We start from the raw sequence: 17,939 nt of genomic DNA, 5'->3' as shown, positions 1-17,939 counted from the left end.
AATGACTCAAACCGCTACTAGATTATTTGATTTTGCATACTTGCAATTAAAAAACAATCAACAAGAAAAATTATTTAATACAAAAGTTAATAATTCTTGGGTTGCAACATCAACTTTAGAATATTTAGAACTTGCAAATAATATTAGTAGAGCATTATTAAGGTTAGGGGTTAAACCTGGAGATAAGATTGCTGTAGTTACTTCTACAAACAGAATTGAATGGAGTATTTTAGATATAGCTGTTTTACAAATTGGCGCAGTAAATGTTCCGTTGTATCCAACAATATCCTCTAAAGATTATGCTTATATTATCAACCATTCTGATGCTATTTATTGTTTTGTATCTGACAGCTATTTAGCAAAAAAAGTATCTAAAATAAAAGACAAGACACAGTTAAAAGACATTTACGCTTTTGATACAGTAAAAGGTGTAGCCTCCTGGAAATCCCTACTAGAATTAGGAGAAGACGCTTCAAATCAAAAAGATGTAAATATTCTTAAAAAGAAAGTAAACAAAACAGATTTAGCAACTATTATTTACACCTCTGGCACTACAGGAATTCCAAAAGGAGTTATGCTAAGTCATCAAAATATTGTAGAAAACACTTATGTTAGTTCTAAAGCTTTAGACTTAGAAGCAAAAACGTATAAAGTTTTAAGCTATTTGCCTGTTTGCCATATTTTTGAACGTTTTGCACTTTATTATTACCAATTAATGGGTTTTGAAATTTATTTTGCCGAATCTATTGATAAATTAGGTGATAATTTACGGGAAGTTAAACCTCATTTTATACCTGTTGTTCCTCGTTTATTAGAAAAAATTTACGATAAAATAGTTGATAAAGGAAGTAACCTTACCGGTATTAAAAAAGCACTATTTTTTTGGGCATTAAACCTTGCCAAAAATTACCAACCATATAATAAAAATAGCTGGTGGTACCACTTTCAACTAAAAATTGCAAACAAAATAATTTTTAATAAATGGCGCGAAGCTTTAGGAGGAAACATTAAATTTTTAGTTTCAGGAAGCGCTCCTCTTCAGCCGCAATTAATTCAAATCTTTACCGCAGCAAACATCCCTGTTTTTGAAGGTTATGGAATGACAGAAACTTCACCTGGAATTTCTATAAACGATTTAAGAAATAAAGGCTTTAAAATAGGTACAGTTGGTAAAGCACTAGAAAACATAGAAATTAAAATTGCTGATGATGGTGAAATATTAGTAAAAGGTTCTAATGTTATGCTAGGATATTATAAAAACGAAGCGCTTACTACAAAAACCATTATTAATAACTACTTACATACCGGTGATATTGGTGAATTAGATAATGAAGGTTTTTTAAAAATTACCGATAGAAAAAAAGAAATGTTTAAAACTTCTGGAGGTAAATACATTGCTCCAGCTGTTCTAGAAAACAAATTAAAAGAATCTCGCTTTATAGAACAAATAATGGTTATTGGCGAAGGACAAAAAATGGCTGCAGCAATAATACAACCCCATTTCGAATTTTTAAATGAATGGGTTAAACGAAAAAAAATTAAAACTGATAATTCATTAGATGCAATAGTAAGCAATAAAAAAATTATAAAACGCATTCAAAAAGAAATTGACCAAGCAAACAAAAAATTTGGCCAATGGGAACAGATAAAAGTATTTAAATTAACTCCAGAAGTTTGGAGTATAGAAAATGGATTATTAACACCAACAATGAAAATAAAAAGAAATGCTATTAAAAATAAATACCAAAAATTAATCGATCAAATATATAAAACAACAAAGTAGTTTTCTTAGTAACTTTCATTCTTGTAAGATTATTTAAAATTTTATACTTTGCAATGCTACATAAAAACCAAACATAATGTCTAAACAAATAACTAAATTATTTGAGTTTGCATACCACCAGCTCGAAACCTATAAATTACCAAATGCTTTCAATACTAAGTATAATGGTAAATGGGAAGCAACTTCTTCACAAGATTTTATTGAAAAAGGAAATACCTTAAGCCGAGGATTACTAAAATTAGGAATAAAACCAGGTGATAAAATTGCCGTTATCTCTTCTAACAATAGAACCGAATGGAATCTTTTAGATTTTGCATTACTTCAAATAGGTGCTATAAATGTTCCTATTTATCCAACAATATCTGAAGAAGATTATTTATACATCTTTAACCATGCAGAAGTTTCTTACTGCTTTTTATCTGATAAAGATTTATATAAAAAAGCCAAAAGTATTGGAAAAGAAGTGCCATCTTTAAAAGATATTTATTCCTTTGATACTGTAAAAAAATGTAAAAACTGGAGTGAAATTATAGAATTAGGCAAAGATGAAAGTTTACAAGTTGAAGTAAATAAATTAAAAGAAGAAGTAAAAACAGAAGATTTAGCAACAATTATTTACACATCTGGTACAACAGGAAAACCAAAAGGTGTTATGCTATCTCATAAAAACATAGTCACAAATGTTCTAGACAGTGTTCCTAGACTTCCTTTAGAATTTGGAAAAATTACAGCCTTAAGTTTTTTACCTGTATGTCATGTGTTTGAACGTATGTTACATTATTTATATCAATATACTGGAACTTCAATATATTTTGCTGAAGGAATGGATACAATTGTAGATAATCTTAAGGAAGTGAAACCACACTTTATGACAGTTGTACCGCGTTTATTAGAAAAAGTATTTGACAGTATTATTAACAAAGGTTCAGAATTAAAAGGAATAAAAAAATTAATATTCTTTTGGGCTGTTGATTTAGGTTTAAAATACGAACCATACAAAGCTAATGGCTGGTGGTACGAACAAAAATTAAAGATAGCTAATAAATTAATTTTTAGCAAATGGCGTGAAGCACTTGGTGGAAGAATGAAAACAATGGTTTCTGGTAGTGCTGCACTTCAACCTAGGCTTGCTAGGGTTTTTGCAGCAGCACAAATGCCTGTAATGGAAGGTTATGGATTAACAGAAACATCTCCTGTAATCTCTGTTAATATGATAAATGGCAACATGTTTAGAATTGGAACAATTGGTAAAACAATTGACAATGTAACTGTAAAAATAGCTGAAGATGGTGAAATATTAGTAAAAGGACCAAATGTTATGCAAGGTTACTATAAAGATCCTGAACGTACAGCAAGTGTTATGACTGGTGAATATTTTCATACTGGTGATAAAGGAGAATTTGATAAAGATGGATTTTTATCTATTACAGGACGTAAAAAAGAAATATTTAAAACATCTGGTGGAAAATATGTAGCTCCTGCCCTTCTAGAAAACGAAATGAAACAATCTCGTTTTATAGAACAAATATTAGTTGTGGGAGAAGGTCAAAAAATGCCTGCAGCCATTGTACAACCCAGCTTCGAGTTCTTGAGAGAGTGGGCTAGAATTCATCAAGAACCAGTTCCAGAAAACAACGAAGATTTAATTAAAAACCCAAAAATAATTAAACGTATAGGCAAAGAAATTAAAAAAGGGAACAAAAGTTTTGCAAAATGGGAAACTATAAAACGTTTTGAATTAACACCAGATGTATGGAGTATTGAAAATAACCTACTTACTCCAACAATGAAACCTAAAAGAACTGAAATTTTAGAAAAATATGCAGATTTGTATAACAAAATATATGAAAACAACCTGAAATAAAGATTAATAGCTTATAAATTTTAAAAGTTATTAAAAACACAATTACTATTTTAACAAATATATTAGGTGTTTTTAATAACTTTTTTTACATTTTTAAGCGAAAAAACGCAACAGTTTACATATTTTTGTAAAAACTAAATTATAATAAATGGAACAATTTATAGTCTCAGCTCGTAAATATAGACCTCAAACTTTTGAGGATGTTATTGGGCAAAAAGCGATTACAAACACGCTCGAAAATGCTATAAAAAACAACCATTTAGCACAAGCTCTTTTATTTACTGGGCCACGTGGTGTTGGTAAAACTACTTGTGCAAGAATTTTAGCAAAAAAAATTAATGAACAAGCTGGCGAAACTAGCGATGATGACTTTGCATTTAATATTTTTGAATTAGATGCTGCTTCAAACAATTCTGTTGATGATATTAGAAGTTTAACCGATCAAGTTAGAATTCCACCACAAACAGGAAAATATAAAGTTTATATTATAGATGAGGTTCACATGCTATCTTCAGCGGCTTTTAATGCATTTTTAAAAACATTAGAAGAACCTCCAGCGCACGCTATTTTTATTTTAGCAACAACCGAAAAACATAAAATAATTCCAACTATTTTATCTCGCTGTCAAATATTTGATTTTAAAAGAATTGGTATTTTAGATGCTAAAGAATATCTAATTAAAATAGCTGCTCAAGAAAATATTAATGCCGACGACGATGCTCTTCATATAATTGCCCAAAAAGCAGACGGTGCAATGCGTGATGCTTTATCTATTTTTGATAGAGTTGTCAGTTTTTCAGGAAAAGACTTAACAAGAAAAGCTGTTACAGAAAATTTAAATGTTTTAGATTACGATGAATATTTTATTACAACAGATTTACTTCTAGAAAATAAAATTCCTGAAGTTTTAGTCCATTTTAATAATATTTTATCGAAAGGTTTTGATGGACATCATTTTATAAGTGGTTTAGCAACTCATTTTAGAGATTTATTGGTAGCTAAAGATAAAATTACATTAGACTTATTAGAAGTTGGAGACAATGCTAAAAAGAAATATTTAACACAATCTCAAAAAAGTGACCTTCGTTTTTTATTACAAGCAATTGACCTGGCTAACAATTGTGATTTAAAATATAAAAGTAGTAAAAATCAACGCTTATTAGTTGAACTAACACTTATGCAATTAGCCTCTATCACTTTTGATAGAGAAAAAAAAAACAATAAACCATACATAATTGCTGCTATTCATTTTGAAAGTAAGGTAAAGAGACGTACTTTTTCTAAGCAAATTCCTGCTTATCAAAAAAAAGAAACAAACTCAGTTGCAACTAAAGTAGAGACTCCTTCAATAAAAAAAGAAGTTAAACCAATATTAGAAACAACAACCAGAAGACGTTCTGCCCTATCGCTAACTAGTATCAACAGAAAAAAAGAGTTAGATAAAATTGAAGTAGAATACGATCAAGTAGAAGGTTTACCAACTGATAGTTTTACAGAAGGTGAAGCCATTTTAGCTTGGAAAAAATATTCAGAATTACTTTTAAGTAAAGGTAAAAAAAGTCTTACTGCTGTTATGAATACCAATAAGCCTTATATAAAAGATTCAAATCTGCATTTTGATCTTCCAAATCATTTAATGAAAGATCAATTAGAAAAAGGTAAATATCCACTTTTAAAATTTATTAGAGAACAATTAAATAATTTTAAAGTAGATTTAGTGCTGCATGTTAATGAAGAGGAAACAAAAAAGTTTGCATACACTCCTCAAGAAAAATATGAAAAATTAAAGGAAAAAAATTCAGCAATTACATTATTAAAAAAAACATTCGATTTAGATTTATAAATTAAACTAATTTAGAATAACAAAAACTTACTCACCATGATGCTTGGTTTACAATTTGAAACAGGAACTTCCTGGGCAGAAATAGCTAAAAACGATTTACGACAAATATTAACCGACCACGCCTATGCAGAACAAAAAGCATCGGCAAATGCCACTTCACTTATAATAAATTATTCTGAAGAAACTGAATTGGTTCAAGAAATGGCTTTAATTGCAATTGAAGAATTAGAGCACTTTAAAATGGTGCATGATATAATAGTAAAACGTGGAATGACATTAGGTAGAGCACAAAAAAACGACTATGCAATGCATTTGCAAAACTACTTTCCAAAAACAAAAGATCGTTTAGAAAGTCTAATTCAACGTTTACTTATTGCAGCTTTAATTGAAGCCAGAAGTTGCGAGCGTTTTAAAGTTTTTGCAGAAAACATGAAAGATGAAGAACTTTCTAAATTTTACTACGACTTAATGATTTCAGAAGCAAACCATTATGTAACATTTTTAAATTTTGCTAGAAAATATCAAGATAGAAAAATTGTTGACGAAAAATGGAAAGGGCTTGTTGCCTATGAAGCAGAATTTATGAAAAAAAGAGGTGTTAAAGCAAAAGTACACGGATAATGTTTAGCAAAGAAGAATCTGCAAGATTAAGAAAAGAATTTTGGACAAGTTTTGGAAAATCATTTCCTAGAAAATGGTTGTTGTATAGAACAAAAATAAAAGATTTTGGCTTTAAATTTGTTGCGGATAAAAAACAAGCCTTAGTTTGTTTAGACATCGAATCTTTCGACAGAACTAAAAACGAACTACTTTTCGATCAAGTTTTAGAATTGAAAGATATTTTAACTGAAGACTACCTCCCAGACGTTATATTTGATGAAGTTTATCTTTTAGAATCTGGTAAAATAATCCATAGAATTTATGTAAAATATAACGGAGATTTTAATATTTATGATAAAAATACATGGCAAAATGTATATTACTTTTTTAACGAAGCCATGCATCAATTCGAAGAGTTTTATGAATACTATGAAGATTTTATAAAAAGAGCTATTTATTAGCTGTTTGCAATTAGCTATTCGCTATTGGCTAAAAAATAACGTAATTTTGCATTTATGAATTCAATAAAAAAAGATACTATTATTGCATTAGCAACTTCATCTGGAGTTGGTGCAATTGCTGTTATTAGACTTTCAGGTGAAAAATCTATTGAAATTGTAAATAAACACTTTAAATCCAAGTTTGGAAATAAAGATTTAGACAAAGTAAAATCACATACAATTCATTTAGGAAATATTATTGATGGTGAGCGTATTATAGATGAAGTTTTAATATCTATTTTTAAAAACCCAAATAGTTATACAGGTGAAAATGTAGTTGAAATTAATTGTCATGGTTCTGTATATATCCAACAAGAAATTATACAATTATTCATAAAAAATGGCGTAAGAAATGCCGACGCAGGTGAGTTTACATTACGTGCTTTTTTAAATGGTAAAATGGATTTAAGTCAGGCTGAAGCTGTAGCTGATTTAATTTCATCAAATTCAGCAGCGTCACATCAAGTTGCTTTACAACAAATGCGTGGAGGCTTTAGTTCTGAAATTGAAAATTTACGTCAACAGTTACTTAATTTTGCTAGTTTAATAGAATTAGAATTAGATTTTGCCGAAGAAGATGTTGAATTTGCAGACAGAACCGAATTTAAAAATTTAATTAATAAAATAAGCAGTGTATTAAAAAGACTGATAGATTCATTTGCTTTAGGAAATGTACTTAAAAACGGTATTCCTGTTGCTATTGTTGGCGAGCCAAACGTTGGTAAATCTACCTTATTAAATGCACTTTTAAATGAAGAAAAAGCTATTGTAAGTCATATAGCAGGAACCACAAGAGATGCAATTGAAGATGAAATAAATATTGAAGGTGTAGCATATCGTTTTATTGATACTGCTGGAATTAGAAACACCGAAGATTTTGTTGAAAGCATTGGAATTGAAAAAACATATGAAAATATTGAAAAAGCTCAATTGGTATTGCATTTAATTGATGCTTCTAAAATTGAATTATTGGAAGGAAAAATTTCCGAATTAAAAGAAAAATATCCATCAAAAAAAATATTGACAATTGTTAATAAAGCCGATTTACTTTCAAATGAAGAAATAAAACAGTTAAAATCGCAATTTTCAAACCTAATTATTCTTTCCGCTAAAGAAAAATCTGGGCTTCATGAGTTAACCTCTACCCTAACCCAATTAGCGAATAAAGGAGCTTTAAGTAACAATGAAACTATTGTAAGTAATTCTCGCCATTTTGAAGCATTAAATAATGCATACAACTCTATAAAAGAAGTGCAAAAAGGTATTGATTTAAACATTAGTACCGATCTTTTTGCTATTGATATTCGCCAAGCACTACATTTTTTAGGTGAAATTACCGGTGAAGTAACCACTGAAGATCTATTAGGTAATATTTTTGCTAATTTCTGTATTGGAAAGTAACTCTACAAAACAACCAAATATAATCTTACTATTTCTTTGCAAAAGAAATTATAGAAGAAATATGCCAAAATTGTAAACATTTTTTTATAACCAGAATGTTTCAAAGTTGGGGTGGAAAAGTAGGTTATTGTTTAATTATACAAAATAATAAAAGTAATGAAATTATAAATAAGCGTGGATTTCTAAAAACAAACGCAATCAAGAGTGAAGAAATTCTTGTGATAAATTTCAAAAAAAAGAATAACTTTTATCAAAAATAATTACCTATTATTTTAAAGGCGACCTAAATTCTACTATTATAGATTTATATAAACCTACAATAATAGAATAATTTAAAAAGGTTTTGTAAATTTAAAGCTTTTAAAAGCTATGATATTTAACGAAGACTCCAGAGTAAAAATCCCTTCTATATTACATCTAATTCAATTAGGTTATACCTATTTGTCTTTAAAAGATATAGAATGGGATGAAAGCACAAATATATTCACAGATATTTTCAACAAACAATTAGGAGAAATCAATTCAGGATTATCTGAAACTGAAATCCAAAAAGTCTATGCTGATATTTCATTGTCATTAGAAAATGAAGATTTAGGACGTGCTTTTTATAAGAAGTTAATTGATCAAACTGGTGTAAAATTAATTGATTTTGAAAATTTTGATAAAAACTCGTTTCACGTTGTAACAGAATTACCTTATCAAAAAGATGATGAAACGTTTAGACCAGATATTATTCTGCTAATTAACGGAATGCCTTTGGTGTTTATAGAAGTCAAAAAACCGAATAATAGAAATGGTATTCGTGATGAACATGAACGCATGAAAAGGCGTTTTAGAAATAAAAAGTTTCGCAAGTTTATCAACCTTACCCAGCTAATGGTATTTTCTAACAATATGGAATATAGTGATGATGATTCTCAGATGTTAGAAGGTGCTTTTTATAGCACAACAAATTATTACAAGCCTATTTTCAATTATTTTAGAGAAGAAAAAACATTTGATTTAGACACGCTTTTAAAACCACTTTTAGAAGAAGAGGAAACCTTTGTTTTAAAAGACACCAATTTGTTGAGTATTAAAAATTCAAAGGAATATATTTCAAACAAAAAACCAACTACTGCAACGAATCGTATTTCAACATCCCTATTTCAAAAAGAGCGCTTAAAATTTATTTTGCAATATGCGTTTGCCTATGTAGAAGAAGAAAAAGGTCTGGAAAAACACATTATGCGTTATCCACAACTATTTGCAACTAAAGCAATAGAAGACAAATTAGAAAATGGTGTCAAAAAAGGAATTATTTGGCATACACAAGGATCTGGAAAAACGGCATTGGCTTATTTTAATGTGAAGCATTTAACAGATTATTATCAAAAAAAGAACATCATTCCAAAGTTTTACTTTATTGTAGATCGGTTAGATTTATTAACTCAGGCAGCTAAAGAGTTTAACGCGCGTGGTTTAATAGTTCATAAAGTAAATAGTAGAGCAGAGTTTACAAGAGATATAAAATCTACCAAAGTAATACATAATAGTTCTGGTAAGGCAGAAATTACGGTTGTAAACATTCAAAAGTTTAAAGATGATCCAGATGTTATAAAAAACAACGATTATAATTTAAGCGTGCAACGTGTATTTTTCTTGGATGAAGTTCATAGAAGTTACAACCCAAAAGGTAGTTTTTTAGCTAATTTAGAATTGGCTGATAAACATTCTATAAAAATTGGGTTAACGGGTACACCATTATTGGGTAAAGAATACAATTCTAAAACTTTATTTGGAGATTATATTCATAAATATTATTATAATTTATCTATAAAAGATGGTTATACCTTGCGTTTAATACGTGAAGAAATAGAAACTAATTATAAATTAGCTTTAAAAGAAACTTTGGAAAAATTACAAATTTTACAAGGTAATGCAGACAAGAAAACAGTGTATGCACATCATAAATTTGTAGAACCAATGCTCGATTATATTGTAAAAGATATAGAACAAGCTCGTATTTCTATGAACGATAACAGCATTGGAGGTATGGTTGTTTGCGATTCATCTGACCAAGCTAAAATGATGGCTGAAATTTTTCAGAATAAGTATGCGCCAAAGGTTGAAACATTGCTAAACCAAGCGGCGGAAGAACCAGAAAGTTATGCTAGCAAAAAGAAAGATGAAAGTAAGGTAACTTCAGCACAAGTAATTTTACACGATATAGGAACCAAACAAAATCGTAAAGATTGGGTTGCTAGTTTTAAAGCAGGTAATATAGATTTTCTATTTGTGTACAATATGTTGTTGACTGGTTTTGATGCTAAACGATTGAAAAAACTATACATAGGACGCAAAATAAAATCACATAATTTACTGCAAACCTTAACACGTGTTAACAGAACCTATAAAACACATAAATACGGATATGTAGTTGATTTTGCAGACATTCAAAAAGAGTTTGATAAAACCAATCAAGATTATTTTAATGAATTGCAAGGTGAGTTAGGTGATGAAATAGAACATTATTCCAATTTGTTTAAATCTTCAGAAGAAATAACAGCAGATATTGAAAAAATAAAAGATGTTCTTTTCAAATTTAATACAGAAAATCCAACTGTTTTTGATGAGCAAATTTCAGAAATAAATGAACGTACAGAAATAAGAGCATTAGCCAAAGCATTAAACAATGCAAAAGAGCTGTACAACCTTATTCGTTTGTCTGGTAATTTTGAGTTGTTAGAAAAACTAGATTTCAGAAAACTTACGTTGTTATCTAGATTAACCAATGATAGGTTGGCTTTAATAAACACTAAAGTTGCGCTAGAAAATAATGTAGAAACTGAAAACATTTTGAATACAGCGCTAGAAGATGTTATTTTTGCTTTTACCAAGGTAAAGGAAGAAGAAATGGTGTTGGCTGATGAGTTGAAAAATACTTTGCAGAAAACTCGTGAAATGCTGGGAGGTAATTTTGATCCTCGTGATCCTGTTTTTGTGTCGTTAAAAGAAGAATTAGAACGCTTGTTCAAAAAGAAAAATTTAAGTGAGGTTACCAAAGAAGAAATGGAAGCCAATATTAAAGCTTTAAATGATATTTACGATAAAGCAAAAAAACTGGAACGTGAAAACCAGTTGCTAAAAGCAAAATACGATTACGATGCTAAATACGCACGTATTCATAAACGATTAATGGAAAAAGATCCGTTGACAGATAGCGAACGTAAATTATTTGAAGCCTTAAAAGGATTAAAAACAGAAGTAGACAAAGAAATTCTTCAAAATTCTAAAATATTGGAGAATGAGAGTTATGTAGAAAAAATGATACTACGATTGGTGGTTAATCAATTTAAAAATAAACAACATATTGCTATTAATACAACCGATGTTAAGCGAATAAATAGTATTATAGTAAAAGAATATTTAAATGAATACAATGGAAATGTTGCTTAAAATAAAAGTTTAAGTGGTTGTCGCAAAATATGCTATAGTTGAAAAGTAAAAAGTGAAATGGAAAATCAAAATCAAATAGAAATTTATAAAGCTGATGATGGTTCAACACAAATTAATGTGCAGTTTGAGCAAGAAACGGTTTGGTTAACGCAAGCTCAAATGGCAACGCTTTTTGAGACTACGCCTCAAAATATAACCATGCACTTAAAAAGTATTTTTAAAGAACAAGAATTAAATGAAAAAGCAACTTGTAAGGAATTCTTACAAGTTCGAAAAGAAGGTACAAGAACAGTAAAACGAAAGCAATTAAATTATAATTTAGATGCTATTATTTCAGTTGGGTATCGCATAAAATCCACTCGTGCAACACAATTTAGAATTTGGGCAACTAGTATTTTAAAAGATTACCTAGTTAAAGGTTACGCTATAAATGAAAAACGTTTAGCTCAAAAAGAACAAGAAGTACAGGTGTTAAAAAACGGTATTCAAATTTTAAGTAGAGTTATTGAAGAAAAAACAGCAGAAAACGAATGGCTTACTGTTTTTGCTAATGGTTTAAGTTTGTTAGATGATTATGATCACGAAGAATTAGATACAAAGGGATTAACAACAAAAGAAGCCAATTATCCAAGTTTAGCTGATTATCAGAAACTAATAAATCAGATGCTTACTGAATTTGATTCGGATGTTTTTGGTAAAGAAAAAGATAAAAGTTTTGAAAGTTCTATTGCGCAAATTGAAAAAGGATTTGGAACTAAAGATTTTTACCCAACAATTGAAGAAAAAGCAGCAATGCTTTTATATTTAGTAGTTAAGAATCACTCGTTTGTAGATGGAAATAAACGTATTGCAGCAGCTTGTTTTTTAAAGTTTTTACAACAAAACAACCTGCTTTTTAACAGTCAAAATCAACCTATAATTAGTAACGATACGTTGGCAAGTTTAACGCTGTTTATAGCTTCTAGCAAACCAGAAGAAATGGAAACCGTAAAACGATTGGTAATTAGCGTGCTAAATAGAAATAAAACCAATTAAGAATGTTCAATTACGAATGAGGAATTAAATGAAAGAAAATGTAGTACAAATAAAATCGTATGCTTTTGCAATTAAAATTGTGAATATTTGTAAGTTTCTTCAAACCGAAAAGAAAGAATATATTTTAAGTAAACAACTGTTACGATCAGGCACTTCAATAGGAGCTAATATTGAAGAAGCTATTGGAGGTCAAAGCAGAAAAGATTTCTTTGCTAAATTAACTATTTCTTATAAAGAAGCAAGAGAAACAAAGTATTGGATACGGTTATTAACCGATACTAATTATTTAACAAAAGAACAAAGAGAACCATTACTAAACGACATTGAAGAATTATTACGAATTATTGGAAGTATCCAAAAAACAATCCGTAATTCGTAATTAAAAATTCATAATTAAATAAATATGACAGATACCGCAAAATTCGAAACCCAAACCAAAGCACTTATAGACGATTTAAAAAGCGTATGTGCCAATTACGGTTTAGGAAATGATGGAAATGAATTTAAAATAATTACTCAAGTATTTTTATATAAGTTTTTAAACGATAAATATGTTTATGAATTAAAACAACTTGAACCAGCATTGGCAAACGCTGAAAATTTAGATGAAGCATTAGACAATTATTCCGATGATGATTTGGAAATGTTGAGCATTCAAATTAATGAAAACACCGCTAAATTTACCCCTAAAAACTTATTGTCAAAATTATTTAAAGAACAAAATAAAGACAAATTTGCTGATATTTTTGACCAAACCTTAACAGATGTTGCCAAAGCAAACAACGATATTTTTTCGGTATTAACACAAGGTGGAGAAAAAGTTGTATTGTTCGAAAACATAAGCAAATATGTAACCGATAATAGAGATGCTTTTTGCAAAGCATTGGTAAATAAATTAGTAGATTTTAGTTTTGAACATATTTTTACACAAAAGTTCGACTTTTTTGCTACTATTTTCGAGTATTTAATTAAAGATTACAACACCAATAGCGGCGGTAAATATGCCGAATATTTTACACCACACGCAGTAGCTAAAATTATGGCGGCTTGTTTGGTGCCAGCTAATAAAAAAATTAATAATGTTACCTGTTATGATCCCAGTGCAGGATCTGGTACCTTGTTAATGAACATTGCACACGCCATTGGCGAAGATAAATGTACTATTTACTCGCAAGATATTTCTCAAAAATCATCTGCCCTACTGCGTTTAAATCTAATTTTAAACAACCTGGTACATTCCATTCATAATATTATACAAGGTAATACCATTTTACATCCGTATCATAAACAAGAAAACGGACAGTTAGAGCAGTTTGATTATATAGTTTCAAATCCGCCATTTAAGTTAGATTTTTCTGATTATAGCGCAGATTTAGACACCAAAGCAAACCAAGAACGCTTTTTTGCAGGCATACCAAAAGTGCCCAATAAAAAGAAAGAATCTATGGCTATTTATTTGTTGTTTATACAGCATATAATGCACAGCTTAACGCAACATGGAAAAGCTGCCATTGTAGTGCCAACAGGTTTTATTACCGCGCAAAGTGGTATAGATAAAAAAATTAGACAAAAACTAGTTGAAAGTAAAATGTTAGCAGGTGTAGTAAGTATGCCAAGTAATATTTTTGCAACTACAGGTACCAACGTAAGTATTTTGTTTTTAGACAAAACCAATACAAAAGATGTGGTGTTAATAGATGCTTCCAATTTAGGAACCAAAGTAAAAGAAGGTAAAAACCAAAAAACGGTACTTTCTAAAGCCGAAGAAGACCAAATTATTAATGTTTTTAATACTAAAGAAGTAAAAGACGATTTCTCGGTAGTGGTTTCTTATAAGGATATTGAAGCTAAAAACTACAGTTTAAGTGCAGGGCAATATTTTGAAGTGAAAATTGAATATGTTGATATTACTGCGGAAGAGTTTGCAACAAAAATGAATACTTTTGAAACCAATTTAGAAGGTTTATTTGCTGAAAGTAAAAGTTTAGAAAAGGAGATTCAAAAGAATTTAAAGAAGTTAAATTATGAATAGTGAGTTTAGCATATTTAAATTAGGTGAAGTAGCAGATATTTTTGCGGGTGGAGATAAACCAAAAATATTTAGCGTAGATAAAAGTAATTTAAATAATATACCAGTTTTTGCTAATGCAGAGAAAAAATATGGATTACAAGGTTATACAGATACTCCTAGAATAATTGACTCTGCTGTAACAGTAGCTGCAAGAGGTTCAAATGTAGGGTTTGTAGCTATTAGAAAAGAACCATTTTTTCCTATTGTCAGATTACTTACTTTAATTCCAAACAGTAAGTTATTAGATGTAGATTATCTTTTTTATAATCTAAAGCAAAACCGTCAAGGTGGAACCGGTTCTGGGCAACCACAAATTACAATTCCTCAAATTTCAGATAGAATAATTTCATTACCATCTCTTATTACTCAACAAAAAATAGCCAAAGTCCTTTCAGATTTAGATGCAAAAATAGAAATCAACAACAAAATAAACCAAGAGTTAGAAGCAATGGCAAAAACATTGTACAATTATTGGTTTGTACAGTTCGATTTTCCAGATGCTAACGGAAAACCTTATAAATCATCTGGTGGGTTAATGGTTTATAATGAGGAGTTAAAACGTGAAATTCCTGTTGGTTGGGAAGATGGTGTTTTGTCTGATATTGCAAATATCACAATGGGACAATCACCTGCTGGGAGCTCTTATAATGAAGAAGAAAATGGGACAGTCTTCTATCAAGGCTCAACAGATTTTGGTTTAAGATTTCCTACTGTAAGAAAATATACAACTGAACCATCTCGAATGGCTGAAGAAAATGACATTCTATTATCCGTTAGAGCTCCAGTTGGAACGCTTAATCAAACAATGGAAAGTTGTTGTATTGGTCGTGGATTAGCTGCTCTAAGAGAAAAAGAAGGTTCTAATTCTTTTTTATGGAGTCAAATGGAACATTTTAAACAAATTTTTGATAGAAGAAATTCTTCAGGAACAACATTTGGTTCAATAACTAAAGATGACCTTTTTGGGCTGAAACTTTGTTTTCCAAATAAAGATACTTTAGAAAAATTTAAAAAAATTGCAGACCCTTTCCACGAAAAAATAATTGTAAACTCAAAAGAAAACCAAAAACTTTCCAAGCTTCGAGATTGGTTATTACCAATGTTAATGAATGGGCAAGTTACGGTTGGGGAGGCAGCCCTTCGTCAAGCTCAGGATATGCCATTAGGTATGGTTGCGGAGAGTGGAGAAGGTTATAAAAAAGAGTAAAGGAAAAGAAAAAAATAGCTAAAGAAAAAAACGTCATATGTCATTAAACAATTTTTATAAATTAAGAAAAAACTTCATTCTTCTTGGACTTACAGGGAAAATGCAGGCAGGAGCAGACAAAATTGTTGAGTTGCTTTCGCAAGAAGAATTAACAGAAGAACAATTTAAGTTTATTGAAGATTTTGAGAATGTGTATTCTGATATAAGCGGAATTGAATCGAGAAAAATAAGAAGAATAAAAGACTTTTTCAAACATAAAGAGAATTGGATAAAGTTTGATGTAGTTGATTACAGAAGTGTTATTCTATTATTTATCCTACATCATAATTACGATAAGAATAATAAAAAATATGCTGAAAATATATGTAATTGGATTGATAGCCTTGGTAATTATAAAGAGTTTAAAACACCAAGATTTGGTGGGGATGTTGGTATTGCAGAAGGTAGTTCTCAATTTTTATCGAATGATTTCAAGAAGTATTTAGAAAATATTTTGGACACTATAAATATTCGGTTTAAAGGAGATACACTTCTTGATTTTTTAACAACTTCAAATATTAGTGATTTCTTTTTTAATGAACCATATAGGGAATTTTCAAAATTATTTTTCAATAAATTAGACTGGTATAGCCGTTTTTTAAGACATAAATTAAATCATGTCGCAGCTTATTGTCTTAGAAGATATGGCACTTTAGATATTGAAGTAATTAAAGAAAATAAGAAAGAGGAAAAGTTAAATTATATTTACATTTTAGCGGATGTAATAAATCAATTAATTAAAATTCATAGAAAAGCATCATCAGAAATTAAAGATAAAAGAGAAGCACATATAATAATTGATAGGTTAAAGAATTCCTATGAAATGATGTATTTTAAGGAGAAATATTCTGGTTTTTATATGGTGGTAAGTAGTAGAAAAGAGAAAGTTAGACAAGAATATATTAAAGAAAAAAATAGGAAAAAACCCTCTAAGACCGATGTAAATAAAAATATAAACCTAATAAAATTATTAGACGACACTGAATATAAAGTAAATGAATTTAAAAGAGGTGATTTTGATAGTTTTGATGTGGAAAATTGTGTTCAAAAATCTGATTATCATATTGTTTTTAAAGAAGATTTAAAGTTTGATGATATACTAAAAGATCATAAAGAAGAATTAAAAAAAAGAAAGAATAAAGAGTATAAAGGAGATAATAAGTATTATATATATCAACCTTTTATTTTTCAAACACTGAAGTTGATAAGTTTAATTCAACAACCAGGGTTAATTACTCCAACTTATCCAGAGAGAATTATGCAAATTGCTTTTAATGCAAAACTTAACTCAGGTTGCATTTCAAGGCAGGTAGGAGCAGTTGTTACAGATTCACATTATTCAGTTAAAGGAATTGGTTGGAATGAAGTCCCAGTAGGTCAAATTCATTGTGGATTGAGAGATATTAGAGATTTAACAGGAGCTGTAGATATAACTGAGTTTTCAAATTTTGAGCAGGGTAAGACTGAACATAAGTATAAGGATGGAGAAAAGTTTATTGATAAAATAACTAAAGATTTCCTAAAAATAAAAGGGTTGGAAGAAAGATTAGAGGGAAGACCTTGTTCTTATTGTTTTAAATCTTTTCATAATTCATATGAAGCAAAAGATAATCAGGTCCATACCAGATCATTACATGCAGAAGAAAATGCAATGTTGCAGATTTCTAAGTATGGAGGTCAGCCGTTAATGGGAGGGAATTTATTTACTACAGCATCTCCTTGTGAACTTTGCTCAAAAAAAGCTTTTCAGTTAGGCATTAAAAATATTTTTTACATTGATTTATACCCAGGTATTTCCAAAGAACATATATTGGAAGGTGGTAAAAAAGAAAAGAATAATCCAAATGTATATCAATTTCAAGGTGTTATTGGTCGAAGTTATCAAAAACTTTATGAACCTTTCATGTCTGTAAAAGATGAAACAATTTTAAGGTCAGATATAAAACCATCTGTTTCTAATAAGGAAAGGGCAATTCAATTAAAAAAGTTAATACAAGATAATTTGAAGGGTAAAGAATTTAATGAATTAAGGAAAAAACTCGATGGTTTAAAAGATGAAGATGTTTTAAGAGAAATAGCTGATATGATGAGAAGAGGAGTAGAACAGGGATAAATTGAAATAATAGTGATAGACACCATATGGAGACTTGGTGATATA

The 17,939-nt window shown here is 29.4% G+C and carries 12 protein-coding genes; all 12 read left to right on the top strand.

What is annotated here, in order from left to right:
• The first annotated feature begins 1 nt into the window (after nucleotide 1).
• The 12 genes from MHL31_RS02290 to MHL31_RS02235 all read left to right on the top strand — a co-directional run bounded on the left by MHL31_RS02290 (nucleotide 2) and on the right by MHL31_RS02235 (nucleotide 17,894).
• A complete protein-coding gene (locus tag MHL31_RS02290) occupies nucleotides 2-1,783 on the top strand; it encodes a long-chain fatty acid--CoA ligase (RefSeq protein ID WP_240227465.1) in 1,782 nt (593 codons plus the stop codon).
• A 76-nt stretch (nucleotides 1,784-1,859) separates the two neighbouring features.
• Nucleotides 1,860-3,647, top strand: a complete 1,788-nt coding sequence (locus MHL31_RS02285) for a long-chain fatty acid--CoA ligase (RefSeq protein ID WP_240227464.1) — start codon at nucleotides 1,860-1,862, stop codon at nucleotides 3,645-3,647.
• A 148-nt stretch (nucleotides 3,648-3,795) separates the two neighbouring features.
• Nucleotides 3,796-5,490: a DNA polymerase III subunit gamma/tau gene (gene dnaX / locus MHL31_RS02280; protein ID WP_240227463.1), complete on the top strand. Its 1,695-nt coding sequence runs from the start codon at nucleotides 3,796-3,798 to the stop codon at nucleotides 5,488-5,490.
• A 39-nt stretch (nucleotides 5,491-5,529) separates the two neighbouring features.
• Complete coding sequence (locus MHL31_RS02275; RefSeq protein ID WP_240228831.1) at nucleotides 5,530-6,111, top strand: tRNA-(ms[2]io[6]A)-hydroxylase; 582 nt, start codon at nucleotides 5,530-5,532, stop codon at nucleotides 6,109-6,111.
• Nucleotides 6,111-6,551, top strand: coding sequence for a DUF4268 domain-containing protein (locus MHL31_RS02270; RefSeq protein WP_240227462.1), 441 nt, complete (start codon nucleotides 6,111-6,113; stop codon nucleotides 6,549-6,551). The genes MHL31_RS02275 and MHL31_RS02270 overlap by 1 nt, the downstream gene beginning before the upstream one ends.
• Nucleotides 6,552-6,605: 54 nt before the next feature.
• A complete protein-coding gene (gene mnmE, locus MHL31_RS02265) occupies nucleotides 6,606-7,991 on the top strand; it encodes a tRNA uridine-5-carboxymethylaminomethyl(34) synthesis GTPase MnmE (protein ID WP_240227461.1) in 1,386 nt (461 codons plus the stop codon).
• 369 nt (nucleotides 7,992-8,360) lie between these two features.
• Nucleotides 8,361-11,429, top strand: a complete 3,069-nt coding sequence (locus MHL31_RS02260) for a type I restriction endonuclease subunit R (protein WP_240227460.1) — start codon at nucleotides 8,361-8,363, stop codon at nucleotides 11,427-11,429.
• Between the two features lie 57 nt (nucleotides 11,430-11,486).
• On the top strand, nucleotides 11,487-12,464 hold the full coding sequence (gene rhuM / locus MHL31_RS02255; RefSeq protein WP_240227459.1) for a virulence protein RhuM/Fic/DOC family protein: 978 nt from the start codon (nucleotides 11,487-11,489) through the stop codon (nucleotides 12,462-12,464).
• Nucleotides 12,465-12,492: 28 nt separating this feature from the next.
• The gene (locus MHL31_RS02250) at nucleotides 12,493-12,843 is read left to right on the top strand and encodes a four helix bundle protein (RefSeq protein ID WP_240227458.1); all 351 of its coding nucleotides are present in this window, start codon (nucleotides 12,493-12,495) and stop codon (nucleotides 12,841-12,843) included.
• Between the two features lie 24 nt (nucleotides 12,844-12,867).
• On the top strand, nucleotides 12,868-14,496 hold the full coding sequence (locus MHL31_RS02245; protein ID WP_240227457.1) for a class I SAM-dependent DNA methyltransferase: 1,629 nt from the start codon (nucleotides 12,868-12,870) through the stop codon (nucleotides 14,494-14,496).
• The gene (locus tag MHL31_RS02240) at nucleotides 14,489-15,742 is read left to right on the top strand and encodes a restriction endonuclease subunit S (protein WP_240227456.1); all 1,254 of its coding nucleotides are present in this window, start codon (nucleotides 14,489-14,491) and stop codon (nucleotides 15,740-15,742) included. Before MHL31_RS02245 ends, MHL31_RS02240 begins: the two co-directional genes overlap by 8 nt.
• 37 nt (nucleotides 15,743-15,779) lie before the next feature.
• Nucleotides 15,780-17,894: a hypothetical protein gene (locus tag MHL31_RS02235; RefSeq protein ID WP_240227455.1), complete on the top strand. Its 2,115-nt coding sequence runs from the start codon at nucleotides 15,780-15,782 to the stop codon at nucleotides 17,892-17,894.
• Nucleotides 17,895-17,939 lie beyond the last annotated feature (45 nt).

Source organism: Lutibacter sp. A80 (assembly GCF_022429645.1).
GTDB lineage: Bacteria > Bacteroidota > Bacteroidia > Flavobacteriales > Flavobacteriaceae > Lutibacter.
The sequence above is the reverse complement of the archived record's forward strand: the minus strand, read 5'-3'. Positions and strand labels throughout refer to the sequence as shown.